The organism is Kosakonia sp. R1.Fl (assembly GCF_023516815.1).
Classification (GTDB): Bacteria; Pseudomonadota; Gammaproteobacteria; order Enterobacterales; family Enterobacteriaceae; genus Kosakonia.
The window spans coordinates 3,625,103-3,640,738 of the sequence record NZ_JAMGSQ010000001.1 but is presented as its reverse complement, the minus strand read 5'-3'; the positions used below and the strand labels follow the sequence as shown (position 1 = coordinate 3,640,738).

Genomic DNA, 15,636 nt, shown 5'->3' with positions numbered 1-15,636 from the left:
TTACTCCTGTAAAGGCCATTGCCCCAGCGTCAGGCGTTCGTTATCACCGTAATCCCGGCACGTTGCAACCTGCTGCCAGCCGTAATGTTCGAAGATAGCGCGAACATCTGCGCCCTGTTGCCAGCCATGTTCCAGCAGCAGCCAGCCGCCGGGCAACACATGCTGGCGGGCATCGTCAATAAGGGTGTGTAAATCCGCCAGCCCGTTGTCGGCCGCCACCAGCGCACTGAGCGGTTCAAAACGCACATCGCCCTGCGCAAGATGCGGATCGTGCTCATCGATGTAAGGTGGATTACTGACAATCATGGCAAATTGCTGCCCTTCAAGCGCGCTGAACCAGCGGCTTTGCAGGATCTCAATATTGGTGATGTTCAGATGTGCAGCGTTGCGTTGTGCCAGCGCCACCGCATCCGGGATCAGATCGACCGCCGTGACGTTGCAGTCCGGGCGCTCGCTCGCCAGCGCCAGCGCGATGGCGCCAGTGCCGGTGCCTAAATCGAGAATGCGACACGGTGAGGAAGGAAGACGCGCCAGCGCCTGTTCAACCAGGCACTCGGTGTCGGGGCGCGGAATAAGGGTTGCCGGCGAGACAAACAGCGGCAGTGACCAGAACTCCCGTACGCCAATCAGGTGCGCCACCGGTTCGCCATTTACACGACGAGCCAGTAACGTCGCCAGCTGTTGCTGCTGCCCGGCGTCAAGCATGGTTTCACCAAACGCGAGAATGAACGTACGCGATTTGCCAGTGACAAACCCCAATAAGATCTCCGCATCGCGGCGCGGGCTTTCGCTCGCGGCAAGCTCACGTATCGCCTGGCGCAACCACTGTTGATAATCCATTATTCCTGCTCGGAGAGCGCCGCCAGCTGGTCGGCCTGGTATTCCTGCACAATCGGTTCGATCAGCATATCCAGCTTGCCTTCCATCACTTCGTCGAGGCGATAAAGCGTAACGTTGATACGGTGATCGGTCACACGACCCTGCGGGAAGTTATAGGTGCGGTTACGGTCGCTGCGATCGCCGCTGCCCAGCAGGTTACGCCGTGTGGAGGCTTCTGCCTGCTGGCGTTTTGCGGCTTCTGCGGCGTGGATGCGCGCGCCGAGCACTGACAAGGCTTTCGCTTTGTTTTTATGCTGCGAGCGTTCATCCTGGCACTCGACCACAATCCCGGTCGGCAGGTGGGTAATACGGATCGCGGAATCGGTGGTGTTAACGTGCTGACCGCCTGCGCCGGAAGAGCGGAAGGTATCAATACGCAGATCGGCCGGATTGATATCCGGCATTTCGGCTTCCGGCAGCTCCGGCATTACGGCCACGGTACAGGCAGACGTGTGAATACGCCCCTGCGATTCCGTTGCCGGAACGCGCTGGACGCGATGGCCGCCAGATTCAAATTTCAGACGTCCGTAAACGCCCTCGCCGCTAATTTTGGCGATCACTTCTTTAAAGCCGCCGTGCTCACCGTCGTTGGCGCTCATGATCTCGACGCGCCAGCGGCGGGATTCGGCATAACGGCTGTACATACGGAACAAATCGCCGGCAAAAAGCGCGGCTTCGTCGCCACCGGTTCCGGCACGAACTTCGACAAACGCATTACGCTCATCATCGGGATCTTTCGGCAGCAGCAACAGTTGCAGTTGCTGTTCAAGTTGTTCGCCTTTTTCTTTCGCGTCGCGCAGTTCATCCTGCGCCAGGTCGCGCATTTCCGGGTCGTCGAGCATCATCTGCGCGGTTTCGATATCTTCCTGAACCTGTTGCCAGTCAGTAAAACAGCGCGACACATCGCTTAGCTGTGCGTATTCGCGCGACAGCGCACGGAATTTATCCTGGTCGGCGATGGTTTGTGCGTCACCGAGCAGCGCCTGAACTTCTTCATGGCGCTCATGCAGGGCTTCCAGTTTGGCAACGATAGAAGGCTTCATAGGCGTAAATGCACCTTTTAATAATAAGAGAGTGTTGTGCTAATCCAGCCCGAGGCTGTTGCGCAGAATATGCAGACGCTCATCATCCCCGTCACGGGCGGCCTGCTGAAGAGATTTGGTTGGGGCATGGATAAGGCGGTTGGTCAGTTTCCACGCCAGGTCTTGCATGATAGCTTGCGGGTCGCCGCCCTGCTCCAGCGCGGCAAGCGCTTTGGCGGTCAGCTCATCGCGCGCCGTTTCAGACTGGCTGCGGTATTCGCGAATGGTTTCGCTGGCGCTTTGCGCACGCAGCCAGGCCATAAATTCACTGGTTTCCTGGGCAACGATGGTTTCTGCCTGCACCGCAGCGGCTTTACGCTGCGCCAGGTTGTGCTGAATAATACTTTGCAGATCGTCGACGCTATAGAGATAGGCGTTCGCCACTTTGCCCACTTCAGGCTCAACATCGCGCGGCACGGCGATATCCACCAGCAAAACAGGCTGATTACGCCGCGCTTTCATCGCGCGTTCCATCATCCCTTTACCAATAATCGGCAGTGGGCTGGCGGTGGAGCTGATCACGATATCGGCATCTTTCAGGCGCTCATCAATGTCGCTTAAAGAAATGACTTCCGCACCGACTTCATCCGCCAGCACCTGCGCGCGTTCACGCGTGCGGTTGGCGATGATCATTTTCTGCACTTTATGCTCGCGCAGGTGGCGTGCAACCAGCTCAATGGTTTCACCCGCGCCCACTAACAGCACGGTGACCGATGCAAGGGATTCGAAGATTTGTCGCGCCAGCGTACAGGCGGCGAAAGCGACCGATACCGCACTGGCGCCAATATCGGTTTCCGTGCGCACGCGCTTGGCGACGGAGAATGATTTCTGGAACATGCGCTCCAGATCGCTGGCGTTGTCATGACCTCGTTGGGAATCGGCAAAGGCCTTTTTCACCTGGCCTAAGATTTGCGGCTCGCCGAGAACCAGCGAATCCAGCCCGCTCGCCACGCGCATTAAATGGCTGACGGCGTCATTATCCTGATGCCAGTAGAGGCTCTGGCGCACTTCGTCTTCACGCAAATGGTGATAATCACACAGCCAGCGCACCAGCGCTTCTTGCAGGTTATCCCGCTCTTCAACACTCAAATAGAGCTCGGTGCGGTTGCAGGTTGACAGCACCACACCGCCTTGCACCATCGGCTGCGACAGCAGGCTTTCTAACGCCTGGTCAAGCGTTTCCGGCGAAAATGCAATGCGTTCTCGCAACGAAACGGGAGCCGTTTTGTGATTGATGCCAAGAGCTAAAAGGGTCATGAGCGCGGGAATAGTACCAACGTTGATAAGGTTAGACTGTACGCATCATACAGGATGAGTGAGGTCAATAAAAGAGACACTACCCTTTCGGAGTAATTGGTAATTTAATGATTTAAGACAACTTGAACGTAGACGCTGTTTCCGAGCGGCGCTAGCATTAAGCGTAATACTGCAACCTCGCAAGGATTTCCCCTCGTTATGACTCTGCCAGACTTTCGCTTTATCCGCCTGCTGCCGCTGGCAAGCCTCGTATTAACCGCTTGTACGCTCAATGCGCCCAAAGGACCGGGACAAAGCCCGGATTCGCCACAGTGGCGTGAACACCAGCAACAGGTGCGCAGCTTGAATCAGTATCAGACGCGCGGCGCATTCGCTTATATCTCTGACGAGCAAAAAGTGTATGCCCGCTTCTTCTGGCAGCAAACCGGTCAGGATCGCTATCGTCTGTTGCTGACCAACCCGCTGGGCAGCACCGAACTGGAACTGAACGCTCAGCCGGGTAACGTGCAACTGGTGGACAACAAAGGCAAACGCTACACCGCCGATGATGCCGAAGAGATGATTGGCAAACTGACCGGCATGCCGATTCCGCTTAACAGCCTGCGCCAGTGGATCCTTGGTCTGCCCGGCGATGCCACCGATTATAAACTTGACGCGCAATACCGCCTGAGCGAGCTGAATTACAACCAGGGCGGCAAAAGCTGGAAAGTGGTATATGGCGGGTATGACAACAGCCAGCCTTCCCTGCCGGCCAATATGGAGTTGAGCGACGGCAAACAGCGCATCAAGCTGAAAATGGACAACTGGATTGCCAAATGACAACGTGGCCCGCTCCGGCGAAACTCAACCTGTTTTTATACATTACCGGCCAGCGCGCCGATGGCTACCACACGCTGCAAACCCTGTTTCAGTTTCTTGATTATGGCGACACGCTGACTATTGAACCACGCAGCGATGGAGAGATCCGCCTGCTGACACCGGTCAAAGGCGTGCCGGACGAAGAGAACCTGATTGTACGCGCCGCACGTCTGCTTATGCAGCGCGCGGCGGAAAGCGGTCGTCTGCCTGCGGGTAGCGGCGCGGAGATCGCTATCGACAAACGCCTGCCGATGGGCGGCGGGCTCGGCGGCGGGTCGTCGAATGCAGCCACCGTGCTGGTCGCCCTCAATCACCTGTGGGGTTGCAAGCTGAGCGTCGATGAGTTAGCCGAACTTGGCCTGCAACTGGGTGCCGATGTGCCGGTGTTTGTGCGCGGTCACGCAGCTTTCGCCGAAGGGGTTGGCGAAATCCTCACTCCGGCCAATCCGCCGGAAAAATGGTATCTGGTGGCGCACCCTGGTGTGGGCATTCCCACGCCGGTGATTTTCAAGGATCCGGAGCTGCCGAGAAATACGCCGCAAAGGTCAATTGATACGTTATTAAAATGTGAATTCGGCAACGATTGCGAGGTTATCGCAAGAAAACGTTTTCGCGAGGTTGATGCCGCGCTTTCCTGGCTGTTAGAATACGCGCCGTCGCGCCTGACTGGCACAGGAGCCTGTGTCTTTTCCGAATTTGACACCGAATCCGCCGCTCGTCAGGTGCTTGAGCAAGCCCCGGAATGGCTGCACGGTTTTGTCGCGCGAGGCGTCAACCTCTCGCCGCTAGCGCAGACCATCGCCGGGCAAGCTGAGCTCCGGTGACAACGTCACACCTGTTCCAGACGTTGCATCGCGCTCTTTAATACACCGCATGGATAGAATTCAGCCCTGACCGCACATTTTGGCCGATTCTATCCACCACTGGACGCATGCCTGAGGTTCTTCTCGTGCCTGATATGAAGCTTTTTGCTGGTAACGCTACCCCGGAACTAGCACAACGTATTGCCAACCGCCTGTACACTTCTCTCGGCGACGCCGCCGTAGGCCGCTTTAGCGACGGCGAAGTCAGCGTACAAATCAATGAAAATGTACGCGGTGGTGATATTTTCATCATCCAGTCCACTTGTGCCCCTACCAACGACAACCTGATGGAATTGGTTGTAATGGTTGATGCCCTGCGCCGTGCTTCCGCAGGTCGTATCACCGCGGTCATTCCTTACTTTGGCTATGCCCGTCAGGATCGCCGCGTGCGCTCCGCCCGTGTACCGATTACCGCAAAAGTGGTTGCCGATTTCCTCTCAAGCGTCGGTGTTGACCGCGTACTGACCGTTGACCTGCATGCTGAACAGATTCAGGGCTTCTTTGATGTGCCGGTAGATAACGTATTCGGTAGCCCAATCCTGCTTGAAGATATGCTGCAACTGAATCTGGACAACCCGATTGTGGTTTCCCCGGATATCGGCGGCGTCGTTCGCGCCCGTGCGATTGCCAAGCTGCTGAACGATACCGATATGGCGATCATTGATAAACGCCGTCCGCGCGCTAACGTTTCTCAGGTAATGCACATCATCGGTGACGTGGCAAACCGCGACTGCGTTCTGGTTGACGATATGATCGATACCGGCGGTACGCTGTGCAAAGCAGCAGAAGCGCTGAAAGAGCGTGGTGCGAAACGCGTATTTGCCTACGCGACTCACCCGATTTTCTCCGGTAATGCGGTAAATAACCTGCGCAACTCTGTGATCGACGAAGTGGTTGTCTGCGACACCATTCCGCTGAGCGATGAGATCAAAGCGCTGCCGAACGTACGTACGCTGACGCTGTCTGGCATGCTGGCTGAAGCTATCCGTCGTATCAGTAACGAAGAATCAATTTCCGCCATGTTCGAACATTAATCGTTGCTGTATAAAAAACCCGCTCAGGCGGGTTTTTTTAGCTTTAAATATTATTTGTATGATTTATTAATTAGTTATCGAATGATTTCCAGGGGACGCCAGATCATTGTGAACAGATTGTTCTCACCTCATGTCATGCCTTTTCGCGCGCTAATCGACGCGTGCTGGAAAGAGAAATACACCACCGCCCGTTTCACCCGCGATCTGATTGCCGGCATAACGGTGGGTATTATCGCTATCCCGCTGGCGATGGCGCTGGCGATCGGCAGCGGCGTGGCACCGCAATACGGGCTTTATACCTCGGCGGTTGCCGGGATTGTTATCGCCCTGAGCGGCGGCTCGCGCTACAGCGTTTCCGGCCCGACGGCCGCCTTCGTGGTTATTCTGTATCCGGTGTCGCAACAGTTTGGTCTGTCGGGCCTGCTGGTAGCGACGCTGATGTCCGGCGTGTTTCTGATCCTCTTCGGGCTGGCGCGCTTTGGTCGGCTAATTGAATACATTCCGCTTTCTGTGACGCTCGGTTTCACCTCCGGGATCGGCATTACTATTGCCACCATGCAGATAAAAGATTTTCTCGGCCTGCAAATGCCGCACGTGCCGGAACACTATTTGCAAAAAGTCGGCGCGCTGGTGATGGCGCTGCCCACGGTCAATCCAGGTGATGCGGCGATTGGTATTGTCACCCTCGCCACGCTGGTGCTGTGGCCGCGCCTGCGTTTACGCCTGCCGGGGCATCTGCCCGCGCTGCTGGCGGGCTGCGCGGTGATGCTGGTGGTCAATCTGCTCGGCGGTCACGTCGCGACCATCGGTTCACAATTTCACTACGTGCTGGCTGATGGTTCGCAGGGCAACGGCATCCCGCAGCTTCTGCCGCAACTGGTGCTGCCGTGGGATCTGCCCGGTTCTGAATTTACCCTGAGCTGGGATTCGCTGCGCGCCTTGCTGCCAGCGGCATTTTCTATGGCCATGCTCGGCGCTATCGAATCGCTGCTGTGCGCTGTCGTACTGGACGGAATGACTGGCACCAAACATAAAGCCAACAGCGAGCTGATTGGCCAGGGGCTGGGCAATATCGCCGCGCCGTTCTTCGGTGGGATCACCGCGACCGCTGCAATTGCCCGTTCGGCAGCCAACGTCCGCGCCGGTGCGACATCACCCATTTCGGCAGTGATCCACTCTCTGTTAGTGATCATGGCGCTGCTGGCGCTGGCCCCCCTGCTCTCCTGGCTGCCACTGTCTGCCATGGCGGCGCTGCTACTGATGGTGGCGTGGAATATGAGTGAAGCTCACAAAGTGATTGACCTGCTGCGCCGCGCACCGGTGGATGACATTGTGGTGATGCTGATTTGCATGTCACTGACCGTACTGTTCGATATGGTGATCGCTATCAGCGTAGGGATTGTGCTCGCGTCGCTGCTGTTTATGCGCCGTATCGCGCGGATGACTCGCCTGGCCGTAGTAAACGTCAGCGTACCGGATGATGTGCTGGTGCTGCGCGTAATCGGCCCGCTGTTCTTTGCTGCTGCAGAAAGTGTGTTCAGCGATCTGGAAACCCGTATCGCCGGGAAGCGCATTGTGGTGCTGAAATGGGATGCGGTGCCGGTACTGGATGCGGGCGGGTTGGATGCTTTCCGTCGCTTCGTCAACCGCCTGCCGCAGGGTACGGAGCTGCGCGTCAGCAACCTTGAGTTCCAGCCGCTGCGCACGCTGGCGCGCGCGGGTATACAGCCAATCCCTGGCCGTCTGTCATTCTTCCCTAACCGCGATGCGGCCTTAGCCGACCTGTAATCATGATGCGCGACGGCGCATCATCACCTCGATCGCCCGTTGTAGCCATTGCAGCACTTCGGGCGTCATCCAGGTTCCTTTCATCAGATGCGGCTCCTGCTGCATTGCACTGCGGAATTTTTGCTGCGTTTGCGGATCGGTTCCGGCGTAAGACTGGAACAGTTCCAGCCAGTTAGCGGCCAGCCCCTGCGCTTCGTCAGACTCTGGATCTACTGCCTGCCGTTGAGCGGTATGCAGTTTCGCCACCAGCGGCGGCCACTCCATCATGCGGTCAAAATAGTGCGCCCGGGTAAACGCCATCTCTTGCGCAGACAAATAACGCTGCCAGATAGCGAGCTTACTTTCCGCAAAACTGTGGGTAATAAAATCGACCGCTTCCTGCGTAATGCCCGTTTGCTCACGCATTTGGGGCTCCACGCGGTGCATCTCATTTAAGCGGGTCAGAAACTCCGGTTTGTTGGCGGTATCCTGCTCCAGCCGCGTCATCCAGCGGGTTGCCAGATCCATCGCGCGCGGAGCATCCACCGGGCACTTCTGCGCTAAAAGGGTTTGCACTTCGCTCACCATTTGCGCCCAGAATCGTTCGCGAGCCTCATCGCGCGAGGCAAACGGTAATTCCTGTAACTCTTGCGGACTAAACCAACGATCGTACATTTTCATTAACTCCAGGGTCTGTAGCCAGGACTCCAGATCGGGCTCCACGCCGCTGGCGAGACCATCACGCAACAGCGCAAGCTGTTCGCGCAGAGTGACAATATTGCGCATTTGCTTGTCGAGCAGCGTGATTTGGTCATCCAGTAATTCCGCCAGCGGGCGCGTTTCCCGCGCCAGATAATCCCCGATTGCCGCCAGTTCCATGCCCGCTTTCGCCAGCGCCTGGATCATATGCAGGCGTTTGACATCAGCGAGCGCATAAAGCCGGTATCCGGCGGCGCTTCGGGCAGAAGGCAACAGCAGACCGATTTGCTCATAGTGGTGCAACGTACGCACACTGATCCCTGCACGTCGCGCTAACTCCCCCACCTGAATCAACATAGCTGCTCCTTTCTCGCCCACAGACTGGACTATCGGGCCTCACGTTACGTGAGGGTCAAGAAAAAAGCCAAAAAAAAACGGTTCCCGCAGGAACCGTTATCGAAACTGACGTTTTAACTATGATGTTGCCGGTCCCTGCGGCAGCGTTTGTCATAATGACGCACCCACCAGTACTTATCGCACACCTGCTCATGACCACTTACGCGGGCGCCAGCGAGCCAGAGAACGGCTCCGAGGAAGATGCTCAGCACAGCGCCATGGGCAAAAAACTGCGGCAGGTTAAGTTGCGGCAGCTGGTTTAAAATGGAATAACCAACGCCGACAACCATCACGACCAACCCCAACCCCATAAGCACATTACCGAGCAACGAAGCGTTTTTGCGTTTCATCTGTCACCTCCGGAACGACGGGTTGGATGGGATAACCCCAATCCTTGTGCGTAAAGTATAGACAGCCACCCTTTTAGCGGTTGCGGGCACGATCACAATTACACATCTATGACTAACACAAATTTACAAATAACCTACTGAACTACTTGAAATTCGAATGGTTGATGTGAGCAATCATTATCATTTTTCGCGTTTCGCCGGGAGAATTTTGTCTTCGCGTCCCGCACAACGTAAACTACGCGCCGGACATTGATCTGGTCAGGAATAAAAAGTGACGATTAAACTGATTGTCGGGCTGGCGAACCCCGGAGCTGAATATGCTGCGACGCGCCATAACGCAGGCGCCTGGTATGTTGATTTGTTGGCGGAGAGAGCCCGCGCGCCGCTGCGCGACGAGCCGAAGTTTTTCGGCTATACCTCGCGCATCAATCTGGCGGGTGAAGACGTGCGTCTGCTGGTTCCCACCACGTTTATGAACCTGAGCGGTAAAGCGGTCGCGGCAATGGCGACGTTTTATCGCATCAACCCGGACGAAATTCTTGTCGCCCACGATGAGCTGGATCTGCCGCCAGGCGTGGCAAAATTTAAGCTGGGGGGTGGCCACGGTGGCCACAATGGTCTGAAAGATATCATCAGTAAATTGGGCAATAACCCCAATTTTCACCGTTTACGCGTTGGAATTGGTCATCCGGGTGATAAAAACAAGGTTGTCGGTTTTGTGCTGGGCAAACCGCCGGTTTCCGAGCAAAAGCTGATTGACGAAGCCGTAGACGAAGCGGCGCGTTGTACCGAGATCTGGCTGAAGGACGGTTTAACCAAAGCCACCAATCGCCTGCACGCCTTTAAGGCGGAATAAGCGGGTTGCGGCGGCATTTTTGCCGCGCGTAACAGCGGTTACGTGTATAATAGCCAAAGTTATTCACTTTTCTACAATCTGTTTTTCGCAACAGGTTGATTATCAAGATATTAAGGTAATTACATCATGGGATTCAAATGCGGTATCGTTGGCCTGCCCAACGTAGGTAAATCCACCCTGTTCAATGCGCTCACCAAAGCAGGTATTGAAGCGGCGAACTTCCCGTTCTGTACTATTGAGCCGAACACCGGTGTCGTACCGATGCCCGATCCGCGTCTGGATAAACTCGCGGAAATCGTGAAACCGCAGCGCATTCTGCCGACCACCATGGAATTCGTCGATATCGCCGGTCTGGTAAAAGGCGCGTCCAAAGGCGAAGGTCTGGGAAACCAGTTTTTGACTAATATCCGCGAAACGGAAGCTATCGGCCACGTTGTGCGCTGCTTCGAGAACGACAATATCATCCACGTGGCGGGCAAAGTGAACCCGGCGGAAGACATCGACGTGATCAACACCGAGCTGGCGCTTTCTGACCTGGATACCTGCGAACGCGCTATCCATCGCGTGTCCAAAAAAGCGAAAGGCGGCGATAAAGACGCAAAAGTTGAGCTGGCTGCGCTGGAAAAATGCCTGCCGCAGCTGGAAAACGCCGGTATGCTGCGTGCGCTGGATCTGAGCAAAGAAGAGAAAGAAGCGATTCGTTACCTGAGCTTCCTGACGCTGAAACCGACCATGTATATCGCTAACGTGAACGAAGACGGCTTCGAAAATAACCCGTACCTCGACCAGGTTCGCGCTATCGCAGAGCAAGAAGGCTCCGTCGTGGTGCCGGTTTGTGCCGCCGTTGAAGCAGATATCGCCGAGCTGGACGATGAAGAGCGTGACGAGTTCATGGCCGAACTGGGTCTGGAAGAGCCGGGGCTGAACCGCGTGATCCGCGCAGGTTACGCCCTGCTGAACCTGCAAACTTACTTCACCGCCGGTGTGAAAGAAGTACGTGCCTGGACCATCCCGGTTGGCGCAACCGCGCCGCAAGCGGCGGGTAAAATCCATACCGACTTCGAAAAAGGCTTTATTCGCGCGCAGACTATCGCGTATGAAGATTTCATCGCTTACAAAGGCGAGCAAGGCGCGAAAGAAGCCGGCAAGATGCGTGCAGAAGGTAAAGAGTACATCGTGAAAGATGGCGATGTGATGAACTTCCTGTTCAACGTCTGAGTCTTTTCTGTTGCCTGATGCGGTGTTATTAAATCGCATACAGGCTGACAAACTCTATAAAATCCACGCAATTGCGTGGATTTTTGTTTTCAGCACATCGCCAGTCATCTCACATAAGCGCAGACAAAATCCCCTGCGGCCTGAAAAAGCCTTGAACTACGCGGCAGGCTCGTCAGCAGATAATCCCCACCGAGCGTTTTTCAGCGCAACATGAGGAATGTTTTTAACGCCCTGTTACTGATTCACCCACACCAGTTGATCAACCCGGAAACCGAGCCCTCGCGCGGTATTCAGGTAATCTTGTTTCACCGCATCGGGCAACGTTGGCGTGCGCGACAGGATCCACAAATAATCGCGGTTCGGGCCGCTCACCAGCGCGTACTGGTAATTATCGTCAAGTTTAATGACGTTATAGCCGCCGTAAAACGGGCCAAAGAAAGAGACTTTCAGCGCCGCTGTCGAAGGCTTGCCGGTGAAATAAGCTTTCCCTTCGCTCTCGCTCCATTTTTGCTTTTGTGGATCATAGCCGCGATTGAGGACGCTGATGCCCCCGTCGCTGCGCTTGCCGTAGGTTGCGGTCACCTGTTCCAGCCCGCGTTCAAAGCGATTCTCCAGACGGGCGACTTCATACCATTTGCCCAGATAACGGCCGGCGTCAAAGCCGGTGATCGGCTGAACCCCTTTTGGCGGCGTCGGGGATTTACAGGCAACCAGTGTCAGGGCGATAGCAACACCGGTCACCACAGGCCATAGCTTCATGAGAACTCCTTTCATCGTCGCGGTTGGGAGTAAAGTGTAGTGCAAAGACTCCGCACTTCATTCAACCCATTAGTATTCGTAGTATATTGAGAGCATTCTCTATTATCAGGTTTCCCTCATGTCTTACTCCATCGGCGAATTTGCTCAACTTTGCGGGATCACCCCGACAACGCTGCGCGCGTGGCAGCGTCGTTACGGCCTGCTTAAGCCGATGCGCACCAGTGGTGGTCACCGGTTGTATAGCGATGATGATGTCCAGCAGGCACTGAAAATCCTCGACTGGGTGAAAAAAGGGGTTCCGGTAAGCCAGGTGAAACCCCTGCTGGCGCGCCCGGAAACGCCCAGGACAAACAACTGGCTCACCCTGCAGGAGAGCATGTTGCAGCGGCTGAAGGAGGGAAAAATCGAATCCCTGCGCCAGCTGATTTACGATTCAGGCCGCGAATACCCGCGCCCGGAGCTGGTCAGCGAAGTGTTGCGCCCGCTGCGCAGTAAGATTTCAGCCAATATCCCGACCATGATGACTCTGCGCGAAGTCCTGGACGGCATTATCCTCTCCTACACCTCGTTTTGCCTCGAAGGAGACAGAAAGGCGCCGGGCGATAACTATCTCATTACCGGATGGCACCTTACCGACCCGTGCGAAATCTGGCTCGAAGCGCTAAAACGTACCGGCCAGGGACACCGTATCGACGTGCTTCCGGTGCCGCCCGCCACGCTGGCTCCGGAGATTTTCCCGCAGCGAAAGTGGCTGCTGGTCACCACGGGAAAACTCTCTGCCGCGCGTAAAAAGCAGATCGCGCTCTGGCAGGCCGCTGTCGTTTCCCTCGAGGTTATCTCGCTCTAAATCCGTTCCTCACTCCTCACCCGCTTCGCGACACAACAGTGAAACGTTGCGGGTCTGTCACTCGCATTAAAAGCGTATAACAACGGCATTAACAATTGATTGAATTTATTACTCAATAAAAAATATCTCCAGCAAAACTTGGACAAATAAATTTAATTGTGTAAGTTTAAAGTATACCGTTATTCCCCGATTTTTAACGCAGGCGGAAAGGTGCATAGGTGTCACCGTTAATAAATCAGCGAGTAAGCCGCAGGCGGGTGAAAGGCAACGGCAGCAGTCACAGGATGGTTTTGCAGGGCGGCACGCATTGAGGTAATACAACCGGGATGAAGAAATCCGCCATACCCATATGCAAAGCGACACTTTTCTTCATCCATAACGCGCAGCAAGAGGATAACCTGATGAACACGCAACCCATCATTGGTATTAGCGGATGTTTAACCGGCTCGGCGGTGCGCTTTGACGGCGGGCACAAACGCATGGGTTTTGTGATGGATGAATTAGCACAGTGGGTAACGTTCAAACCGGTGTGCCCTGAAATGTCTATCGGCCTGCCCGTACCTCGCCCGGCGCTGCGCCTGGTTCAGAACAGCGATTCAACGATCCTCATGCGCTTCAGCCATGCCCCGCATGACGATGTGACGCAGAAAATGGCCGACTTCTCCAAAGCGTATCTTCCGCAAGTGGCCGCGTTATCCGGCTTTATCGTCTGCGCGAAATCGCCGAGCTGCGGCATGGAGCGCGTGCGGCTGTATGATGAAAAAGGCAATCGCGGGCGTAAAGAGGGTGTGGGCCTCTTTACCGGCGCACTGCTGGAGAACTATCCGTGGTTACCGGTTGAAGAAGATGGTCGTTTGCACGATCCACTGTTGCGGGAAAACTTTGTCGAGCGCGTTTTCGCTCTGCACGAACTCAACACGCTCAAGGCCAACGGCCTGACCCGCCGCGCGCTGCTGGATTATCACAGCCGCTACAAGCTCCAGTTGCTGGCGCACGACCAGGCCGGTTACCGGGAGATTGGCCCCTTCGTCGCCTCGCTGCACGAATGGGAAGATCTGGACGCCTTCTTTGTGGCATACCGCGAAAAGCTGATGGCGATCCTGAAAAAAACCGCGTCGCGGAAAAATCATACCAACGTGCTGATGCACATTCAGGGCTACTTCCGTGAACATTTGAACAGCCGCCAGCGGGGTGAATTGCGCGATGTGATCCTCCATTATCGCAACGGGCTGCTGCCGATCCTCGCGCCAATAACGCTGCTGAAGCACTATCTGGCCGAATACCCGGATCGCTACCTGTTAAAACAAAATTACTTTGCCCCCTACCCGGACGTGCTTGGGCTGCGTCTGACCGTCAACTGAATACCATGACAAGAAAGCTCGAATGACCCTGATACGGGCTCCTCTCGTTCCACGTTTAGACGACATCTCTTGTCGTCTTTTTTTTCGCTGCGCGTAGCGCGACGGCCAGCGGTTCTGCGCATGCCATGATTGATATTTCGCTTTAGCGCATCGAAGCGAATCACTACCCGCAGGTCATTGCGCTGAGCAGACTAAGGTCGCATGATCCCACCACGGGTTAGCATTAACGCGGCTTGCCAGCACGGTGAATTGCGCCTGCTGCAGCTCCTCCACTAAGGCCGGGAGTGGTTTTAACGTGCGCCAGGGTTGACCCTCTCTAAGCAGGTGATGGTGTACGGCATCGTAATTCTCCCGGTCTTCCTGATAACGCGGCATCCCGCACATCGAACTGACAATGAAATGTCCTGCGGGTTTGAGCAATCGTCGCACTTCAGCAAAACAGCGTTGCCTTGCCTCGCCGATCAGGCAGTGCAAACAACTGCCATCAATAATCAGGTCGAACGTTGCCGCTTTGCACTGAGGAAGATGGCAGACATCACCGACCCAAAAGTGCGCGCGCAGACCTGCTTGCGTAAAGCGTTCTTCAGCCCAGCGGATCGCGGTTTGCGCGAAATCCACGCCCCACACTTCGTCACCCCGCCGGGCAAAATATTCCGCAGCCATCGCGCCATTGCCACACCCCAGCTCAAGGACTGTTGCACCGGGTTGCGGGAGGTACTGGTGCTGCCCAAGCCATGAAAAAACCTGCTCCTGTTGCGCCTTCGCCCTGAGATACCCCTCTCCGGCCCAGGCGGCTTCTCCGTTTGCTATCCGTTCCTGATACTGTGTTTCGTAGATGTTCATTATTAACCGCTACCTTGCTCAAGCCTGTCGTCAGTCATATTGTCGATGGGGCAAAACGCGATGAAGCGCGAAAAACGACATAATCCTCATCGTGCTCGCTGCGCCAGCCGCCGCGATTATCTATACTCCACGTCACCTGCCCTTTTCCAGTAAGGTTTCCTGTGTTAGCTACTGTTCTCGTTGCGATTGTCGCCGCCATTCATCTGTACATTCTGGTGCTCGAAATGTTTTTGTGGGACACCAAAACAGGCCGCAAAGCCTTTAATCTTAGCGCAGAGTTTGCGCGCGACACCCGCGTGCTGGCTGCGAACCAGGGGCTGTATAACGGCTTTCTGGCGGCGGGGCTATGTTGGGGATTATGGCTGGGTCAAAGCGGCGTGCCGGTTACCCTCTTTTTCCTGATCTGCGTGCTGATTGCCGGGATTTTCGGTGCGGTAACAGCCAGCCGGAAAATACTCTTTGTGCAGGCACTTCCGGCACTGCTCGCATTGATTGCCCTGCTGGTACAGTGAATCTTGTCTCCGCCTGAAAGCGACGGGGCTAATGTCACGCCCAGGCATCAACAAC

At 55.7% G+C, this 15,636-nt stretch carries 16 protein-coding genes; 9 read left to right on the top strand and 7 right to left on the bottom strand.

Features of this window, described 5'->3' with window-relative positions; genetic code table 11:
* From prmC to hemA, 3 genes are read right to left on the bottom strand one after another with little or no spacing between them, the layout of a single operon-like run.
* Window positions 1-840, bottom strand: a complete 840-nt coding sequence (gene prmC / locus M8Q36_RS17230; RefSeq protein WP_249881705.1) for a peptide chain release factor N(5)-glutamine methyltransferase — start codon at window positions 838-840, stop codon at window positions 1-3.
* Window positions 840-1,922: a peptide chain release factor 1 gene (prfA, locus tag M8Q36_RS17225; RefSeq protein WP_249881704.1), complete on the bottom strand. Its 1,083-nt coding sequence runs from the start codon at window positions 1,920-1,922 to the stop codon at window positions 840-842. Before prfA ends, prmC begins: the two co-directional genes overlap by 1 nt.
* Before the next feature lie 39 nt (window positions 1,923-1,961).
* Window positions 1,962-3,218: a glutamyl-tRNA reductase gene (gene hemA, locus M8Q36_RS17220; RefSeq protein WP_086868608.1), complete on the bottom strand. Its 1,257-nt coding sequence runs from the start codon at window positions 3,216-3,218 to the stop codon at window positions 1,962-1,964.
* Between the two features lie 198 nt (window positions 3,219-3,416).
* Between hemA and lolB the strand changes: the two genes are divergently transcribed.
* The 4 genes from lolB to dauA all read left to right on the top strand — a co-directional run bounded on the left by lolB (window position 3,417) and on the right by dauA (window position 7,761).
* The gene (gene lolB / locus M8Q36_RS17215) at window positions 3,417-4,037 is read left to right on the top strand and encodes a lipoprotein insertase outer membrane protein LolB (RefSeq protein ID WP_200550798.1); all 621 of its coding nucleotides are present in this window, start codon (window positions 3,417-3,419) and stop codon (window positions 4,035-4,037) included.
* Entirely contained in the window at window positions 4,034-4,900 is an 867-nt protein-coding gene (ispE, locus tag M8Q36_RS17210) for a 4-(cytidine 5'-diphospho)-2-C-methyl-D-erythritol kinase (RefSeq protein WP_249881703.1), read from the top strand. Before lolB ends, ispE begins: the two co-directional genes overlap by 4 nt.
* 125 nt (window positions 4,901-5,025) lie before the next feature.
* Window positions 5,026-5,973 (top strand): ribose-phosphate diphosphokinase, encoded by a 948-nt coding sequence (gene prs, locus M8Q36_RS17205; protein ID WP_017457137.1) that lies wholly within the window; start codon window positions 5,026-5,028, stop codon window positions 5,971-5,973.
* Window positions 5,974-6,081: 108 nt separating this feature from the next.
* Entirely contained in the window at window positions 6,082-7,761 is a 1,680-nt protein-coding gene (gene dauA / locus M8Q36_RS17200) for a C4-dicarboxylic acid transporter DauA (protein WP_249881702.1), read from the top strand.
* Here the strand turns inward: dauA and M8Q36_RS17195 are convergent, their stop codons facing one another.
* Both M8Q36_RS17195 and ychH read right to left on the bottom strand, forming a co-directional pair.
* A complete protein-coding gene (locus tag M8Q36_RS17195) occupies window positions 7,762-8,796 on the bottom strand; it encodes a MerR family transcriptional regulator (protein ID WP_249881701.1) in 1,035 nt (344 codons plus the stop codon). It lies immediately after the preceding gene.
* Window positions 8,797-8,909: 113 nt separating this feature from the next.
* On the bottom strand, window positions 8,910-9,185 hold the full coding sequence (ychH, locus tag M8Q36_RS17190) for a stress-induced protein YchH (protein WP_016495800.1): 276 nt from the start codon (window positions 9,183-9,185) through the stop codon (window positions 8,910-8,912).
* A gap of 271 nt (window positions 9,186-9,456) precedes the next feature.
* On the opposite strand from ychH, the gene pth reads away from it, so the two are divergent.
* Together pth and ychF are read left to right on the top strand one after the other, a co-directional pair.
* Entirely contained in the window at window positions 9,457-10,041 is a 585-nt protein-coding gene (gene pth, locus M8Q36_RS17185) for an aminoacyl-tRNA hydrolase (RefSeq protein WP_249881700.1), read from the top strand.
* A gap of 126 nt (window positions 10,042-10,167) precedes the next feature.
* Window positions 10,168-11,259 carry a redox-regulated ATPase YchF gene (ychF, locus tag M8Q36_RS17180; RefSeq protein ID WP_016495799.1) on the top strand — a complete coding sequence of 364 codons (1,092 nt, stop codon included), beginning with the start codon at window positions 10,168-10,170 and terminating at the stop codon, window positions 11,257-11,259.
* 234 nt (window positions 11,260-11,493) lie between these two features.
* Here the strand turns inward: ychF and M8Q36_RS17175 are convergent, their stop codons facing one another.
* The gene (locus M8Q36_RS17175) at window positions 11,494-12,018 is read right to left on the bottom strand and encodes a lipocalin family protein (protein WP_249881699.1); all 525 of its coding nucleotides are present in this window, start codon (window positions 12,016-12,018) and stop codon (window positions 11,494-11,496) included.
* Window positions 12,019-12,136: 118 nt separating this feature from the next.
* On the opposite strand from M8Q36_RS17175, the gene M8Q36_RS17170 reads away from it, so the two are divergent.
* Together M8Q36_RS17170 and M8Q36_RS17165 are read left to right on the top strand one after the other, a co-directional pair.
* Window positions 12,137-12,865: a MerR family transcriptional regulator gene (locus M8Q36_RS17170; RefSeq protein WP_249881698.1), complete on the top strand. Its 729-nt coding sequence runs from the start codon at window positions 12,137-12,139 to the stop codon at window positions 12,863-12,865.
* A gap of 401 nt (window positions 12,866-13,266) precedes the next feature.
* On the top strand, window positions 13,267-14,226 hold the full coding sequence (locus M8Q36_RS17165; RefSeq protein WP_249881697.1) for a YbgA family protein: 960 nt from the start codon (window positions 13,267-13,269) through the stop codon (window positions 14,224-14,226).
* A gap of 174 nt (window positions 14,227-14,400) precedes the next feature.
* Here M8Q36_RS17165 and M8Q36_RS17160 read toward each other — a convergent pair whose 3' ends face one another.
* Window positions 14,401-15,069 carry a class I SAM-dependent methyltransferase gene (locus M8Q36_RS17160; protein ID WP_249881696.1) on the bottom strand — a complete coding sequence of 223 codons (669 nt, stop codon included), beginning with the start codon at window positions 15,067-15,069 and terminating at the stop codon, window positions 14,401-14,403.
* A gap of 161 nt (window positions 15,070-15,230) precedes the next feature.
* Here M8Q36_RS17160 and M8Q36_RS17155 point away from each other — a divergent pair, with 161 nt between their 5' ends.
* Window positions 15,231-15,581 carry a DUF1304 domain-containing protein gene (locus M8Q36_RS17155; protein WP_249881695.1) on the top strand — a complete coding sequence of 117 codons (351 nt, stop codon included), beginning with the start codon at window positions 15,231-15,233 and terminating at the stop codon, window positions 15,579-15,581.
* Window positions 15,582-15,636 lie beyond the last annotated feature (55 nt).